The 16,129-nt window shown below is 71.3% G+C and carries 13 protein-coding genes; 9 read left to right on the top strand and 4 right to left on the bottom strand.

The genetic code is table 11. The features are described from left to right. Positions 1-18: 18 nt before the first annotated feature. The 4 genes from OIE53_RS15580 to OIE53_RS15565 form a co-directional block, all read right to left on the bottom strand. Positions 19-504: a universal stress protein gene (locus tag OIE53_RS15580; RefSeq protein ID WP_327022270.1), complete on the bottom strand. Its 486-nt coding sequence runs from the start codon at positions 502-504 to the stop codon at positions 19-21. A gap of 5 nt (positions 505-509) precedes the next feature. Continuing rightward, entirely contained in the window at positions 510-2,108 is a 1,599-nt protein-coding gene (locus OIE53_RS15575; RefSeq protein WP_327022269.1) for an MDR family MFS transporter, read from the bottom strand. A 116-nt stretch (positions 2,109-2,224) separates the two neighbouring features. Further along, positions 2,225-2,689 (bottom strand): MarR family winged helix-turn-helix transcriptional regulator, encoded by a 465-nt coding sequence (locus OIE53_RS15570; RefSeq protein ID WP_327022268.1) that lies wholly within the window; start codon positions 2,687-2,689, stop codon positions 2,225-2,227. Positions 2,690-2,795: 106 nt separating this feature from the next. Continuing rightward, positions 2,796-4,499: an alkaline phosphatase D family protein gene (locus OIE53_RS15565; protein WP_327022267.1), complete on the bottom strand. Its 1,704-nt coding sequence runs from the start codon at positions 4,497-4,499 to the stop codon at positions 2,796-2,798. 149 nt (positions 4,500-4,648) lie between these two features. Between OIE53_RS15565 and ftsY the strand changes: the two genes are divergently transcribed. From ftsY to proS, 9 genes are all read left to right on the top strand, one after another. Continuing rightward, positions 4,649-5,839: a signal recognition particle-docking protein FtsY gene (gene ftsY / locus OIE53_RS15560; protein ID WP_327022266.1), complete on the top strand. Its 1,191-nt coding sequence runs from the start codon at positions 4,649-4,651 to the stop codon at positions 5,837-5,839. 24 nt (positions 5,840-5,863) lie between these two features. Next, entirely contained in the window at positions 5,864-6,709 is an 846-nt protein-coding gene (locus OIE53_RS15555; protein ID WP_393337670.1) for an aminoglycoside phosphotransferase family protein, read from the top strand. Between the two features lie 219 nt (positions 6,710-6,928). Beyond that, a complete protein-coding gene (locus OIE53_RS15550) occupies positions 6,929-8,254 on the top strand; it encodes an ammonium transporter (RefSeq protein ID WP_327022264.1) in 1,326 nt (441 codons plus the stop codon). Between the two features lie 25 nt (positions 8,255-8,279). After that, entirely contained in the window at positions 8,280-8,618 is a 339-nt protein-coding gene (locus OIE53_RS15545; RefSeq protein ID WP_165521895.1) for a P-II family nitrogen regulator, read from the top strand. A gap of 13 nt (positions 8,619-8,631) precedes the next feature. Then, on the top strand, positions 8,632-10,986 hold the full coding sequence (locus OIE53_RS15540; RefSeq protein ID WP_327022263.1) for a [protein-PII] uridylyltransferase: 2,355 nt from the start codon (positions 8,632-8,634) through the stop codon (positions 10,984-10,986). A 277-nt stretch (positions 10,987-11,263) separates the two neighbouring features. Continuing rightward, positions 11,264-12,811: a signal recognition particle protein gene (gene ffh, locus OIE53_RS15535; protein WP_327022262.1), complete on the top strand. Its 1,548-nt coding sequence runs from the start codon at positions 11,264-11,266 to the stop codon at positions 12,809-12,811. A 66-nt stretch (positions 12,812-12,877) separates the two neighbouring features. After that, positions 12,878-13,456 carry a Uma2 family endonuclease gene (locus OIE53_RS15530; protein WP_327022261.1) on the top strand — a complete coding sequence of 193 codons (579 nt, stop codon included), beginning with the start codon at positions 12,878-12,880 and terminating at the stop codon, positions 13,454-13,456. Positions 13,457-13,474: 18 nt separating this feature from the next. Further along, the gene (locus tag OIE53_RS15525; RefSeq protein WP_327022260.1) at positions 13,475-14,554 is read left to right on the top strand and encodes an amidohydrolase family protein; all 1,080 of its coding nucleotides are present in this window, start codon (positions 13,475-13,477) and stop codon (positions 14,552-14,554) included. 67 nt (positions 14,555-14,621) lie between these two features. Then, on the top strand, positions 14,622-16,028 hold the full coding sequence (proS, locus tag OIE53_RS15520; protein WP_327022259.1) for a proline--tRNA ligase: 1,407 nt from the start codon (positions 14,622-14,624) through the stop codon (positions 16,026-16,028). The last annotated feature ends 101 nt before the right edge of the window (positions 16,029-16,129 follow it).

Genomic DNA, 16,129 nt, shown 5'->3' with positions numbered 1-16,129 from the left:
GAATTTCGGGCTTCGATGTCAGGGCACGACGACGACCGGCCAGCGGCCGGTGCGGACCAGGCGGGTGGCGACCGAGCCGACCAGGCGATGCCCGGCCTGCTCGGAGGAGCCCACCACGACCGCGTCCGCCTGGGTCTCGTCGGCCGCGGCGCAGAGTTCGGCGTACGCGTCGCCGCGCCGACACAGGAAGGTCACCGGTACGCCCAGTTCCTCGGCGCTGCGCCGGCACTCCTGACGCAGGTCCTCGGCCAGTTCGTCATGGCTCTGCTGCACCGCCTCCGCGACGAGGTCGGACAGAACCGCGTAGGCGGTCGGCGAGCTGACGAAGACCACCACCAGCCGGGCGCCCTGGCGACGGGCCAGCCCGGCGGCGTACGAGGCGGCGCGCAGCGAGGTCCGGGTGCCGTCCACCCCGACCAGCACGACCCGTGGCCCGTCGGTGCCCCGCTCGAAGGGCACCGGCCGGGCCTGCGGGCCGTACTGCTGACGATCAGCGGTGTTCATCCGAGTCAGTTCTGGGCGCCGGTGCGGATCGCTGCGGCGTCCTCGGTCGACTCCTCCTTGTCGGCGAGCGGCCCGCCGGTGTGCCGCAGCAGTGGCACCTCCTTGATGAACAGGATGGCGATCAGCGCGATCAGTCCGAAGGGTGCGGCCGCCAGGAAGATGTCCCCGGCTCCGTGCCCGTACGCGGACTCCACCACGGCCCGGATGGGCGCGGGCAGGGTGGTCACGTCCGGCAGGGTCCCACCGCCTGCCCCCGAGGTCGGCAGGCCGAGGGCGGCCAGCCCGTCGCTGAGGTAGCGGGCCACGTTGTTGCCGAGCAGGGCGCCCAGGGCGCTGACCCCGACCGCACCGCCCAGGCTGCGGAAGAAGGCCACCACGGAACTGGCCGTGCCGAGTTCGTGCGGGTCGACCGTGTTCTGCACGGCGAGCACCAGGTTCTGCATGGTCATGCCCACACCCACCCCGATCAGCGCCATGTAGATGCTGAGCAGCCAGTACGGGGTGTCCGACCGCAGGGTGCCCATCAGGGCGAAGCCGACGGTCAGCAGGGCCGCGCCGATGACCAGGTACCGCTTCCACCGGCCGGTGGTGGTGATGAGCCGGCCGACCACGGTGGAGGAGACCAGCAGGCCGATGATCATCGGCAGGGTCATCAGGCCGGACATGGTGGGGGTGGCCCCCCGGCTGATCTGGAAGTACTGGCCTAGGAAGACCGAGGCACCGAACATGCCCACACCGACGGCGATGCTGGCCACCACCGAGAGGGTCAGGGTGCGGTTGCGGAACAGGCGGGGCGGGATCAGCGGCTCGCTGACCCGGGTCTCTACCCGGATGGCGGCGGCACCGAGCAGGAGGGCGCCGGGCACCATCACCGCGGTCTGCCAGGAGAGCCAGTCGTACCGGCTGCCGGCCAGGGACACCCAGATCAGCAGCAGCGACACCGCGCCGGTGATCAGGGTGGCACCCCACCAGTCGATCTCCACCTTGCGGCGGACCACCGGCAGGTTGAGGGTCTTCTGGAGTACGACCAGGGCGGCCAGGGCGAAGGGCACCCCCACGTAGAAGCACCAGCGCCAGCCGAGCCAGGGGGTGTCGACGATCACGCCGCCGATCAGCGGGCCGCCGATGGTGCCGACGGCCATCACCGAACCCAGGTAGCCGCTGTAGCGGCCCCGCTCCCGCGGCGAGATCATGGTCGCGATGATCACCTGCACCAGTGCGGTCAGACCACCGGCCCCGATGCCCTGGACCACCCGGCAGGCGATCAGTTGTCCGGTGGACTGCGAGAGCCCGGCCAGAACGGAACCGAGTACGAAGATCGCCAGGGAGGCCTGAACCAGGACCTTCTTGCTGACCAGGTCGGCGAGCTTGCCCCAGAGCGGGGTGGTCGCGGTGGTCGCCAGCAGGGTCGAGGTAACCACCCAGGTGTACGCGGACTGGCTGCCGTTGAGATCGGTGATGATCCTCGGCAGGGCGTTGCCGACGACCGTGCCGGACAGGATCGCGACGAACATGCCCAGCAGCAGGCCGGAGAGGGCCTCCAGGATCTGCCGGTGGCTCATCTGCACGGTGCTCGCTCGGGCGGGCGCGCTCGCCTGAGTCATGGGGAGGGCCTCCAGATGGAGTGGAAGATGTTGCTGAAGGCAACGGTACGACTTGGTTGCCTAAAGCAACAACATGCGCCGGTCCCGGTCTATTTCCGCGTGGCCGGCAGTCTGGATCAGCCCCAGGCGTCGTTGAACCGGCGGATCAGCCGGGCGAACTCCTCGACGTCCTGTTGCGGCCAGCTCTGTAGCGCTCGCCGGATCTGTCCGAGTCGGGGCGCCCGGGCGGCGTCGAAGCGGCGCTGGCCCTCCTCGGTCAGGCTGAGCTGGGCGGCCCGCCGGTCACCCGGATCCGGGTCCCGCCGTACCAGGCCGAGGGTCTCCAGGTTGTGGATCTGACGGCTCAGGGTGCCCTTGCCGACCCCCAGCCGGGCGGCCAGGTCGGTGAGCCGGATCGCGCCGGAGCGACGCAACCAGAGCAGCAGCCCGTACGCGTTCGGCTCCAGATTCGGATGCACCTCGCTGGCGATCTCCCAGGAGATTGCCCTGGCCCGCCGGAGCAGGGCGGCCAGCTCGTCCTCCACCTCGCGCAGGCTCACCGGCAGATCCTCGTCCACGCTCACCGGCAGATCGTCGTCCACAGCGACGAGACTACGGAGCTGGGGTGACGGTCTGCTGGCCGCCCCGCAGCACAGCGTTAACCGGGGGCCCTTCTACTACGCCAGGCGTTAACAAGGTGCCCTTCCTTCAGGGGGTCAGGCGGTGGTGGGCCACCTGGCGCAGGTGGCCGTCGTTGGTGGTGCCCTCGATGATCACGTCGGCGGTGCGTTTGGCGTGCGTCAGGGTGGCCACCGCGTTGCCGAAGTACGGCCCGGCCAGCTTGCGCCAGCGCACCTGCGGCCGGGGCACCCCGGCGGTGCGGGCCAGGGCCCGGGTGGCCGAGGCCGGTCCCCGGGCCCAGCCCAGCCGCATCAGGGGACGCATCCCGGCCGGCACCTGGTTGTGGATCGGCGAGCAGGTCAACTGGTGCACCGGGGTGCGTACGGCCGGATCGGCGAACCGGACCCGGGCCACGTACGAGTGGTGCACATCACCGGAGAGCACGTTGATCGATGCCGGGGGCGGGTACGCCGGACCGGCCCCCTTGCGGTCGCCCGGCTCACCCGGGGTGCCGCCGCCGACCCGGGCGAACAGGGCGCCCATGGCGTCGAAGGAGCGGCGGAAGGCACCCCAGTGCTCCAGGTCCAGTCCTCGGCGGAGCCGCTCGGACACCGCGGCCAGCCAGGGGCGGGGCGAGTCGGCCAGCTTCTCGTTCCAGGCCTCGACGTGGTGGATGCCCGGCGGCAGCAGCCAGGGCAGCGAGGAGCCGACCACCAGGTGGTCGTAGTCGCCGTGCACCCGGTCGACGAACCAGGCCCACTCCCCGGGCGGCAGCATCGCCCGTTGGCCCGGCCGCAGCACCCGGCTGCACCGGGTGTCCAGCATGACCAGGCGGGTACGCCCCAGATCCAGGGAGTAGCTCCACTGGTACTGCACCGCATGCCACCGCTCGGGGTCGTGCGCCAGGTCGGCCTCGGTGTCCACCCGCTGACCGAACTCGCGCAGCACCTCGGTGGCGTCCCCGGCCGTGGTCACCTTGGCGTAGATCGGGTCGGCCGCGATCTCGTCCGGCGAGAGGTTGCCCAGGTGCTGATACACCCAGTAGGTGGCCAGGCCGCTGGCGATCCGCTCGGCCCACCAGGGCTGCTCGCGCATGTCCGCGCGCCAGGAGGCCGAAGTGTTCCAGTCGTCGATGATCTCGTGATCGTCGAAGATCATCACACTGGGCACGGTCGAGAACAGCCAGCGGATCTCCGGATCCCCCCAGGACTCCAGGTAGAGCTTGGTGTATTCGTCGAAGCTGACCACCTGGTCGCTGGGAGCCTTCGCCGGGCGGCGTCGCCGTCGCTTGAGCAGTCGCTTGACCGTCGGTGAGGTCTCGTCTGCGTACACCTGGTCGCCGAGGAGCACCAGCAGGTCCGGCAGGGCCGCCGGGTCCGGGTCGGCCAGGATCCGCCGGGCGTACGCGTCCAGGGCGTCCGGGGGCAGCTTGCGGGTGGTGGCGTGCTGGGTGGTCTCCCGGCAGGAACCGAAGAGCAGCCGTACCGGCTGGTCCCGGTCATCGGCGGCCCGGGTCCGGATCACACTCGGCGGAAACCGCCCCTTGGGCAGCGGCCAGACCACCTGGTCGTCGAGGAACACCTCGTAGGTGGTGGCGCTGTCCGGGATCAGCCCCTCGACCACCACCAGGGCGTAGTGATGGTCGTACGCGGTGAAGGTGTGCGCCGTGCCGGTGGCGCCGGCGGCCGTGCGGACGGTGACCACCGCCGGGGCCGTGGTCTCCACCCAGATCGTGGCCCGCGTACCGATGACCCGGCGCAGCAGTGGGCCGATGAGCAGTTCGGCGGGCATGAGGAACCTCCAGATGAGAGTGGTTCAACCTCTACTACCCGATCGGCGGCCAGGCCAGTGCTGGCTGTGGTGCAGACTATCGCCGTCGGCGCGCCGGGGTGGGGAGCGGTGGCTGAGACGCGGTCGTCGCCATCTGACAGGATTTCGGCATGACGGAATACCTCCTCATCGCTCTGGCCCTGCTCGGTGTGCTGATCCTCGGCGGCATCGGGTTGGTCGTGCCGAGGCTGCGCCGTCGGCCGGCACCGCCGCTGCCGCGCACCGAGGTGGACACGCGGGCGGAGGAGGAGCTGGCCGGGCCGCCGGTGGAGGCCCCGGAGGCCGAGCTGTCCACCGGGGTGCTGGTCGAGCCGCCGCCGGTGGTGGAGGCGCCGGCCCCGACCGTGGAGGTGCCCGAGCCGACGGCCGGTCGGCTGGTCCGGCTGCGGTCCCGCCTGTCCCGTTCGCAGAACGCCTTCGGCAAGGGGCTGCTCGGTCTGCTCAGCCGCGACCGCCTGGACGAGGACGTCTGGGAGGAGATCGAGGACAGCCTGATCACCGCCGACGTGGGGATCGACGCCACCCGGGAGATCGTCGACCGGCTGCGGGAGCGGACCCGGGTGCTCGGCACCCGTTCGGCCGCCGAGCTGCGCGCCCTGCTCGCCGCCGAGCTGGTCAACGCCCTCGACCCGGAGCTGGACCGCTCGCTGCGCACCACCCCCAAGGAGGGGGTGCCGGCGGTGCTGCTGGTGGTCGGGGTCAACGGCGCCGGCAAGACCACCACCTGCGGCAAGATCGCCCGGGTGCTCATCGCCGACGGCCGCACCGTGCTGCTCGGAGCGGCGGACACCTTCCGGGCCGCCGCGGCCGACCAGTTGGAGACCTGGGCCGGGCGGGTCGGGGCGGAGACCGTCCGGGGCCCGGAGGGCGCCGACCCGGCCAGTGTCGCCTTCGACGCGGTCCGACGCGGCATCGACACCGGGGTGGACACCGTGCTCGTGGACACCGCCGGCCGGTTGCAGAACAAGGTCGGCCTGATGGACGAGCTGGGCAAGGTCAAGCGGGTGGTGGAGAAGCACGGCCCGATCGACGAGACCCTGCTCATCCTGGACGCCACCACCGGGCAGAACGGGCTGGAGCAGGCCCGGGTCTTCACCGAGGTGGTCAATGTCACCGGGGTGGTGCTCACCAAGCTCGACGGCACCGCCAAGGGTGGCATCGTGATCGCCGTACAGCGCAAGCTGGGCATTCCGGTGAAGCTGGTCGGGCTCGGCGAGGGTCCGGACGACCTGGCCCCGTTCGACCCGGTGCAGTTCGTCGACGCCTTGCTGGGCACCGAAGCCCCCGGGCCGACCGCGTAACCTCGGGTGACCAGAGACAATCGCGTGTACGCGGGCTGGCGTGACCCGAGCCACCCGTCGCAGCGCCTCGGGAGACCGTACGTGACTTCGCAGGAGATCCCCCTGCACGGCGGGAACGTCAGCACGGTGGTGCGGGTCGGCGACACGGTCCGGCGTAACGCCGGCCCGTGGACCCCGGCGGTGCACGCCCTGCTGCGTCACCTGGAGTACGTCGGGTTCACCGGCGCCCCCCGGGCCCTGGGCATGGACGAGCGCAACCGGGAGGTGCTGTCGTACCTGGAAGGGGAGTGCGGGGAGTACCCGCTGGCCCCGCACTGGGTCACCGACGAGGCACTGGTCACGGTCGCCACCATGCTGCGGATGTTCCACGACGCCCAGTACGGTTTCGTGCCCCCGCCCAACGCGGTGTGGCGCTCCTTCGGGCCCCCGCCCCCGGACACCGAGGTGATCTGTCACCACGACGCCGCGCCGCACAACGTGATCTGGCGGCCGGACGGCACCCTGGGGCTGATCGACTTCGACCTGGCCTCACCGGGTGCCCGGATCTACGACGTGGCGTACGCGGCCTGGACCTGGGTGCCGATCTTCTCCGACCGGGACTCGATCACCCTGGGCTGGAAGCGTCCGGACCGGCCGCGCCGGTTGCGGTTGTTCGCCGACGCGTACGGGTTGATTCCGCGGGACCGGCACCGGCTGATCCGTACCATCCGCAAGCGGATCGTCGACCATGTCGAGGGCATCCGGCGGATGGCCGCGGCCGGGGAGCCGGCCTTCGTGCGGATCGTGCACAAGGGTCACCTGCGTAGGCCGATGCGTGATCTTCGACTGCTCGATTACGAGCGTCATGCCCTGGAGTACGCCCTGCGGTGAACCGTCAGGGGGATAGACCGGCACCAAATGGCTGATTGACCCCCGTCGAAGCGCTGAGGTGTGCGTTTTTCTTCACACGTACGAAACAAGCCGTCACGGTCCGGAAACCAGCCGGGGACCCTCGTCGAAACAGCCGGCGACCAGGCTTCCGGCCAACCGGCGTACGGGCGATGCTGCGCGATGCCGGGAGGGAGGGAAAACAACCCGAGAGGAGGCAGCGTGCCGGAGCTAGATTCTGGTGCCACCGCCTGGATTTTGACTTCTGCCGCCCTGGTGTTGCTCATGACGCCCGGCCTGGCCCTGTTCTACGGCGGCATGACGCGATCCAAGTCCGTGCTCAACATGATGATGATGAGCTTCGGTGCGATCGGCCTGGTCAGCCTGTTGTGGGTGTTCTACGGCTACAGCATCGCATTCGGCGAGGACATCGGCGGGATCACCGGTGATCTCTCCGCCGCCGGTCTGCGGGGCATGTTGGAAAGCGGCACCGAGGGAGGAATCCCCGACCTGCTGTTCGCCGGTTTCCAGTTGATGTTCGCGGTGATCACGGTCGCCCTGATCAGTGGTGCGATCGCCGACCGGGCCAAGTTCGGCCCGTGGCTGCTCTTCGCCGGCCTCTGGGCCACCCTGGTCTACTTCCCGGTCGCCCACTGGGTCTGGGGCGGCGGCTGGATCATGGAGCTCGGCGTGCTCGACTTCGCCGGTGGCACGGCGGTGCACATCAACGCCGGTGCCGCGGCCCTGGCCCTGGCTCTCGTCCTCGGCAAGCGGGTCGGCTGGCCGAAGGACAAGTTCAAGCCGCACAACCTGCCCATGGTGCTGCTCGGTGCGGGTCTGCTGTGGTTCGGCTGGTTCGGCTTCAACGCCGGCTCCGCCGGTGCGGCCAACGGCACCGCCGCCATCTCGCTGATCAACACCCAGGTCGCCACGGCCGCCGCGGTGCTCGGCTGGATCGTGGTCGAGTGGCTCCGTGACGGCAAGCCGACCACCCTGGGTGCGGCCTCCGGTGCGGTCGCCGGTCTGGTCGGTATCACCCCCGCCTGTGCCTTCCTGGAGCCCCTGGGCGCGATCGCCCTCGGTCTGATCGCCGGTGCCATCTGCGCCCTCGCGGTCGGCATGAAGTACAAGCTCAAGTACGACGACTCCCTCGACGTGGTCGCCGTGCACATGGTCGGCGGCATCATCGGCTCGCTGCTCATCGGCTTCCTGGCCATCGAGGTGCTGGCCGGCGAGGGCAACGCGGGTCTGCTCTACGGCGGCGGCATCAAGCTGCTGGGTCTGCAGGCACTCGGCGTGGTCGCCGTGCTGGTCTACTCCTTCGTGGTCGCGTACATCATCGGCCTGGTGATCGAGAAGACCATCGGCTTCCGGGTCAGCGCCGAGGCCGAGGTCGAGGGCATCGACAACGCCGAGCACGCGGAGAGCGCGTACGAGTTCAGCTCCACGAGTGGTGGTGGCGGGGCCTTCGCCGCCGCGGGTATCGCCCCCTCGGCCAAGCCGAAGAGTGAGCCCACCGAGGCGGTAACCGAAAAGGTCGCCAGCTAACGTTCGTGAGATGGAGGGGTTGGACATGAAGCTGGTGACCGCGGTCATCAAGCCGCACCAGTTGGACGCCGTCAAGGAGGCCCTGCACGCCCTGGGCGTGGCCGGACTCACCGTCAGTGAGGTCCAGGGCTACGGACGGCAGAAGGGCCACACCGAGGTCTACCGGGGTGCCGAGTACACCGTCGAGTTCCTGCCCAAGATCCGGGTGGAGGTGCTGACCGACGAGATCGACGTCGAGAAGATCGTCGACGCCGTGGTCGGGGCCGCCCGGACGGGCAAGATCGGTGACGGCAAGGTCTGGGTGACCGGAGTCGAGGAGGTCGTCCGGGTCCGCACCGGTGAGCGCGGCCTGGACGCCCTGTAAGGAGACACCGTCGATGACCTCGTTGACCTCTCGGCAAGCCTCGGCTTCCAGCCCCACGGCAGCACCGAAGGTCAACGAGGTCGTCGGCGTACCGGCCGGGATCGGCGCGGCGGCGCGTCGAGCCCGAGCCGAGGCGTACGACGCCTGGCTGGCCCGGCTGCTGCCGGACCGGCCGGGGGTCGCCCTGCTGACGGTCGGCGGGCTGGGCCGGCAACAGTGCGCCCCCTACGGCGACCTGGACCTGGTGCTGGTGCACTCCGGGGTGGCCGGGATCGACGAGTTGGCCGCGGAGCTGTGGTACCCGATCTGGGACGCCGGCCTGCGGCTGGACCACTCCGTACGTACGGTCGCCGAGGCCCTGTCGGTGGCCCAGGACGACGTCAAGGTGGCCCTGGGGCTGCTGGACGCCCGCCTGGTCGCCGGCGACCCCGAACTGGCCGACACCCTGATCCGCAGCGCCACCGACCACTGGCGGCGCACCGCCGTACGCCAACTGGCCCCGCTGCGGGAGACCACGGTCGCCCGCTGGCAGGCCCACGGCGAGCTGGCCTTCCTGCTGGAGGGCGACCTCAAGGAGGCCGCCGGAGGGTTGCGGGACGTCGGCATCCTGCGGGCCGTGGCGCTGGCTGGGATCACGGATGCGCTGCGTCCCGCCGTACACGCCGCCCACCTTCGCCTGCTGGACACCCGGGACGCCCTGCACCAGCAGGTGGGTCGTCGGGTCGACCGGCTGCTGGCCCAGGAACGCGAAGGGGTGGCCGCCCTGCTCGGCCTGCGCCAGACACCCCCCGGCGACCCCGACACCGATGCCGCGGGCCCGGGTGGATCGGCTACCGCTGCGGGGCCGGCTGGAGCGGCCGGTGACGGGGACGCCCTGCTGCGTCGGGTGGCCGGGGACGCCCGGACGGTCAGCCACGCCCTGGACGACGCCTTCCGGGCCGCCGACCGGCTGCGCACCGGCCGCCGTCGAGGCGCCGACGGGCGTCCGCTGCGTCGCCCGGTGGCCCGGGACGTGGTCGAGCACGACGGGGAGCTGGTGCTGGCCCGCACCGCCATCGGGGCCCGCCCCGACCCCAACCTCTCGCTGCGGGTGGCCGCCGCGGCGGCGGTCACCGGGCTGCCGATAGCCCGGGCCACCTGCGAATGGCTGGCCACCTACTGCCCACCCCTGCCCACCCCCTGGCCGGCGGAGGCCCGAGCCGCCCTGACCACCCTGCTCGGTGCCGGCACCGGGCTGCTGCCCGCCTGGGAGACCTGCGACCGGTACGGGCTGATCGACGGCTGGCTGCCGGAGTGGACCCGGCTGCGCAGCCTGCCCCAGCACAACCCGGTGCACCGCTTCACCCTGGACCGGCACCTGGTGCAGACCGCCTTCGAGGCCAGCCGACACACCCGGGACGTGGACCGCCCCGACCTGCTGCTGCTCGGGGCCTTCCTGCACGACATCGGCAAGGGTCTGCCGGGTGACCATTCCACGGTCGGGGCCCCGATCGCCGAGTCCATCGCCGCCCGGATCGGCCTGCCCGCCGCCGAGGCGAAGCTGATCGGCACCCTGGTCCGGCTGCACCTGCTGCTGCCCGAGGTGGCCACCCGCCGCGATCTGGCCGATCCGGTGACCATCTCCGGGGTGGCCGAGGCGGTCGGCGACGTCACCACCCTCGACCTGCTGCACGCGCTGGCCCGGGCGGATGCCGCCGCCACCGGACCGGGGGCCTGGTCGGACTGGAAGGGCCGGCTGATCGCCGAACTGGTGGCCCGGGTCCGCACCACCCTGGACACCGGGGCGGTACCGGAACCGCCCGCCCCGGACCCGGCCCTGGTGGCGGGGCCGCTGCCGGTCGTACACCTGACCGGGGACCGGGTGGCGGTGGCCGCGGCCGACCGGCGGGGCCTGCTCGCCACGGTGGCCGGTTGCCTGGCCCTGCACCGCCTGGAGGTGCTCGCGGCCGACGCCTCGACGGTGGACGGGCGGGCCCTGGTGGAGTGCCGGGTGCAGCCCCGCTACGGGCTGCCCCCCGAGCCGGTGGCGCTCAGCTCCGACCTGCGTAGGGCGGTCGGTGGCGACGTCTCCGTCACCCAGCGACTGCGTGGACGGGCCCTGGCCGCACGGGGGGCCGGGGCCGAACCACGGGTGGTCTGGCACCGGGACGCCGCCACCGACGCGGTACTGCTGGAGTTGCGGGCCGCGGACGCCGCGGGCCTGCTGTACCGGGTGACCAGCGCCCTGGACGCGGCCGGCGCCCAGGTCCGCGCGGCCCGCATCGCCACCCTGGGCGGAGACGTGGTCGACGTCTTCTACCTCGTCGGCTCCTGGCCCTCCGACGAGGACCGCACCCGCCTCGAAGCCGCCGTCCTAGCCGCCGTGTAACCGCCCCCGGCGGCGTCTCCCGGGAAATCGGACAGCAGTTTCGGGGAAAGTGCTGCCTCACCAGCCGACGAGGCAGCACTTTCCCTGATGTTGCTCGCCGCAGCCGCGCAGTGCGCGGCGCGCAGGGTGGGGGCGCGGGTGTGCGGGTGGGCTGCCGTCGGGAAAGGGGGCGGCTGGGCCGGGCCGGGGAAGCGGGGTCGGGCTAGGCTAGCGGTGGGCTGGACACCACCCGCGTGTCCGTACCGTGCCCGCCGAAGACGACAATCGGGATGTTCGCGTGTTTGACACCTTGAGTGACCGCCTCTCCGGGATCTTCACCAAGCTCCGCGGCAAGGGACGCCTCACCGACGCCGACATCGACGCCACCGCGCGCGAGATCCGCCTCGCGCTGCTGGAGGCCGATGTCGCGCTGCCGGTGGTCAAGGGCTTCATCGCGAACGTCAAGGAACGGGCGCGTGGTGCGGAGGTCTCCCAGGCGCTCAACCCGGCCCAGCAGATCATCAAGATCGTCAACGAGGAGCTGGTCGCCGTCCTCGGTGGCGAGGGGCGTCGGCTCCAGTTCGCCAAGCAGCCGCCGACGGTGATCATGCTCGCCGGCCTCCAGGGTTCCGGTAAGACCACCCTCGCCGGCAAGCTGGCCCGCTGGCTCAAGGCCCAGGGCCACCAGCCCCTGCTGGTCGCCGCCGACCTCCAGCGCCCCAACGCCGTCGGGCAGCTCCAGGTGCTCGGTGGCCGGGCCGGGGTCGAGGTGTACGCCCCGGAGCCCGGCAACGGGGTCGGCGACCCCGTGCAGGTGGCCAAGGCCTCCCTCGAACACGCCCGCCGGGCCGCCCGCGACGTGGTCATCGTCGACACCGCCGGTCGACTCGGCATCGACGCCGAGATGATGCGGCAGGCCGCCGACATCCGGGACGCGGTCGACCCCGACGAGGTCATCTTCGTCATCGACGCGATGGTCGGCCAGGACGCGGTGCGTACCGCCGAGGCCTTCCGTGACGGCGTCGGCATCACCGGCGTGGTGCTCTCCAAGCTCGACGGCGACGCCCGGGGTGGTGCCGCCCTGTCGGTGCGTGAGGTCACCGGGCAGCCGATCCTGTTCGCCTCCACCGGCGAGAAGCTGGAGGACTTCGACGTCTTCCACCCCGACCGGATGGCCAGCCGGATCCTCGGCATGGGCGACGTTCTCACTCTGATCGAGCAGGCCGAGGCGGCCTTCGACACCGATCAGAAGGAGAAGATGACCGCCAAGCTGATGGGCGGCGAGCAGTTCACCCTGGAGGACTTCCTCGACCAGCTCATCGCGGTCCGCCGGATGGGGCCGATCGCCAACGTGCTGGCCATGATGCCCGGCATGGGGCAGGTCAAGGACCAGTTGGCCGAGGTGGACGACAAGCACTTCGACCGGATCACCGCGATCATCCGGTCGATGACCCCGGCCGAGCGGACCAACCCGAAGATCATCAACGGCTCCCGCCGGGCCCGGATCGCCAACGGTTCCGGGGTCACCGTGATGGACGTCAACCAGCTGCTCAACCGCTTCGCCGACGCGCAGAAGATGATGAAGCAGATGGGCGGCATGATGGGCCTGCCGGGCGGGCGGCGCAAGGCCACCAAGAGCCCGAAGAACAAGCGCAAGGGTACGAAGGGCGGCGGTCGGCCGCGTACCGGTGCCGGGCTGCCCGGTGGCTTCCCGGGTGGCATGCCGCAGCTTCCGCCGGGCATGAAGCCGGAGGACCTGGCGGCCGGTCAGGGCCTCCCGCCGGGCTTCAAGCTCCCGAAGATCGACTTCAACAAGCTCGGCAAGGGCGGCCAGCCACCCCGCTGAGCGTGTCGGTGACGGCGGGTGGTGTTGTCGGCGCTTAGGGTGATGCCGCCCCTGGAAGGAGGAGTCATGACCGTGGCGCCCATCCTGCCCGAGCGGTCGGAGTGGACGGTTGACGACCTCGGCGACCTGCCGAAGGACCTTCCGTACGAACTGATCAACGGAAGGTTGATCGTGCCGTCCCCCACTGCCCTGCACCAAGATCTCTGTGTCCGGCTGCTGCTGGCGCTTGAAGTCAACTGCCCGGCGGAATACCTGGTCAGCATCGACCTGTCGATGCGGGTCGACCGCCGCAACGAGCCTCGGCCGGACGTGGTCGCGATCCGTCGTCAGCACGCCGACCGCTCGCCCGTGCCGGTCGAGGACGCCCTGCTGGCCGTCGAGGTGGTCTCGCCCTCCTCGACCTTCCGCGACCTCTACGACAAGGCCCGGGTCTACGCCCGCGCGGGAGTACGCACCTACTGGGTGGTCGACCCCCTGCACGAGAAGATGACCCTGACCGAGTACGTGCTGACCTCCGCCGGTGAGTACGAGGTGGCCGCCCACACGGAGGACCTGTTCGTCACCGAGCGACCCTGGAAGGTGTCGGTCGACCTGCCGGCGTTGACCGTACGGCGGGCGGGGCTCCTCGCCAGCGACGGAGAGTGATCCGGTAGGACTGTGCGCATGGCTCTGCATGTGCGCGGTGTGCTCCTGCCGGACGACGAGGTCCGGGATCTGTGGCTGGTCGGCGACCGGATCACCTTCGAACCGGTGCCCGGTGCCGAGACGATCGCCGACGGCGGCTTCGTCCTGCCGGGGCTGGTGGACGCGCACTGCCACATCGGCATCGCCCGGGGCGCGACCCCGATCACCTCGCTGGACCAGGCGCGGGCCTTGGCGCGGATCGACCGGGACGCGGGTGTGTTGGCGATCCGGGACGCCGGTTCGCCCTTTCCGTACCCGGAGCTTGAGGACGAACCCGACCTGCCCCGGATGATCCGGGCCGGGCGGCACATCGCGCCGCCGAGGCGCTACCTGCGCGACATCGGGGTGGAGGTCGAGGCGGCCCAGGTGGCGGCGACCGTGGCCGAGCAGGCGGCGGCCGGCAGCGGCTGGGTCAAGCTGGTCGGGGACTGGATCGACCGGGGGGTCGGTGACCTGGCGCCGGCCTGGGACGCGGACACCATGGCCGCCGCGGTGGCCGCCGCGCACGCCGCCGGGGTGCGCGCCGCCGTGCACACCTTCAGCGAGTCGGCCGTGGAGATCATGGTGCGGGCCGGGGTGGACTCGGTCGAGCACGGCACCGGGTTGAGCCTGGACGTGATCGACCTGATGGCCCGGCAGGGCACCGCGCTGATCCCCACGATGATCAACATCCGGACCTTCGGCCACATCGCCGACCAGGCCCGACCCAAGTTCCCCGGGTACGCCGACCACATGATCGCCCTGCGGGACCGCTTCCCCGAGGTGGTGCGTTCGGCGTACGAGGCCGGGGTGCCGATCTTCGTGGGTACCGACGCCGGTGGTGGCATCGACCACGGCCTGGCCGCCGAGGAGATGCTGTTGCTGCACGAGCAGGCCGGCATGAGCACCGAGGACGTGCTCGCCGCCGCCACCTGGCGGGCCCGGCAGTGGCTGGGCTTCCCCGGTCTGGTCGACGGTGGCCTGGCCGACCTCGTCGTCTACTCCGAGGACCCGCGCCGGGACCTGCGGGTGGTTCGCGAGCCTGCCCGCATCGTCCTGCGCGGTCGGGTCATCCGCTGACCCGACCTACCAGTGATGCCGCGCCCGATCGCGCTGCCCCGTCCGCCCCTGCATAGGATGTGCGGTTATGGCGCGCGTGCTTACTCCCCGGGCTGAAGACTTCCCCCGGTGGTACCAGGACCTCATCGCTAAGGCGAAGCTGGCCGACAACGGGCCGGTGCGGGGGACCATGGTGATCCGACCGGCCGGCTATGCCATCTGGGAGCGGATGCAGGCCGAGATGGACGACCGGATCAAGGCGGCCGGGGCGGAGAACGCGTACTTCCCGCTGTTCATTCCGGAGAGCTACCTCAAGCGCGAGGCCGAGCACGTCGAGGGCTTCTCGCCGGAGCTGGCGGTGGTCACCCACGGCGGCGGCAAGCAGTTGGCCGAGCCGGTCGTGGTGCGCCCCACCAGCGAGACCGTCATCGGCGAGTTCATGGCCAAGTGGATCGACTCGTACCGGGACCTGCCGCTGCTGCTCAACCAGTGGGCCAACGTGGTCCGCTGGGAGCTGCGCCCCCGGATCTTCCTGCGCACCAGCGAGTTCCTCTGGCAGGAGGGGCACACCGCCCACGCCACCCGCGAGGACGCCCGGGCCTACGCCCGCAAGATCCTGCACGAGGCGTACGAGGACCTGATGGTCAACGTGCTCGGCATCCCGGTGGTGGTCGGGCTCAAGACCGCCCGGGAGCGGTTCGCCGGGGCGACCGCCACCTACACCTGCGAAGGCATGATGGGCGACGGCAAGGCCCTGCAGCTCGGCACCAGCCACGAGCTCGGGCAGAACTTCGCCAAGGCCTTCGACATCAGCTACTCCTCGGCCGAGGGCGGCCGGGAGCACGTCTGGACCACCTCCTGGGGCACCTCGACCCGGATGCTCGGCGGTCTGATCATGTGCCACGGCGACGACAACGGCCTGCGGGTGCCGCCGAGGCTGGCCCCGGTGCAGGCGTACGTCATGGTGGTCAAGGACGGCGAGGGTGTGGGCGAGGCGGCGGCCAAGCTGCGCGACGCCCTGCGCGACGCCGGGGTCCGGGTCCTGCTCGACGACCGCACGGACACCCCCTTCGGCCGCCGGGCCGTCGACGCCGAGCTGCGCGGCTACCCGGTACGTGTCGAGGTCGGCCCCCGTGACCTGGCCGCCGGCAACGCGGTCGTGGTCCGGCGTACGGACGGCTCGAAGGCCCCCACCCCCATCGCGGACGTGGTCGGCGCGGTGCTCGCCGCCCTGGCGGCCGACCAGCAGGCCCTGCACGACCAGGCGCTGGCCTTTCGCCAGTCCCGCACCACCGAGGTCGCCACCCTCGATGAGGCGATCGAGGCGGCGGCCACCGGCTGGGCAAGGGTTCCGTGGTCGGCGGTAGGTGTCGAAGGCGAAGCCAAGGCCAACGCCCAGGGCGTCACCGTCCGCTGCCTGGTCCGCGCCGACAACTCCGTCCCGGACACCGAGGACGAACCCGACCTGACCGCCATCCTCGCCCGCGCCTACTAACCCACCCCAGGCGCTACCCACGCGCCCCCACCCCCGCTCTGCTCGTCGATCTTGCACTTTCTGTCGGGGCGAACCCGCAGCAAAGGTGCATTTCGGCGACC

Origin of the sequence: Micromonospora sp. NBC_01739, from assembly GCF_035920385.1 — a bacterium.
GTDB lineage: Bacteria > Actinomycetota > Actinomycetes > Mycobacteriales > Micromonosporaceae > Micromonospora.
Note: the sequence above shows the minus strand (reverse complement) of the source record. Positions and strands in the feature narration are given on the sequence as shown.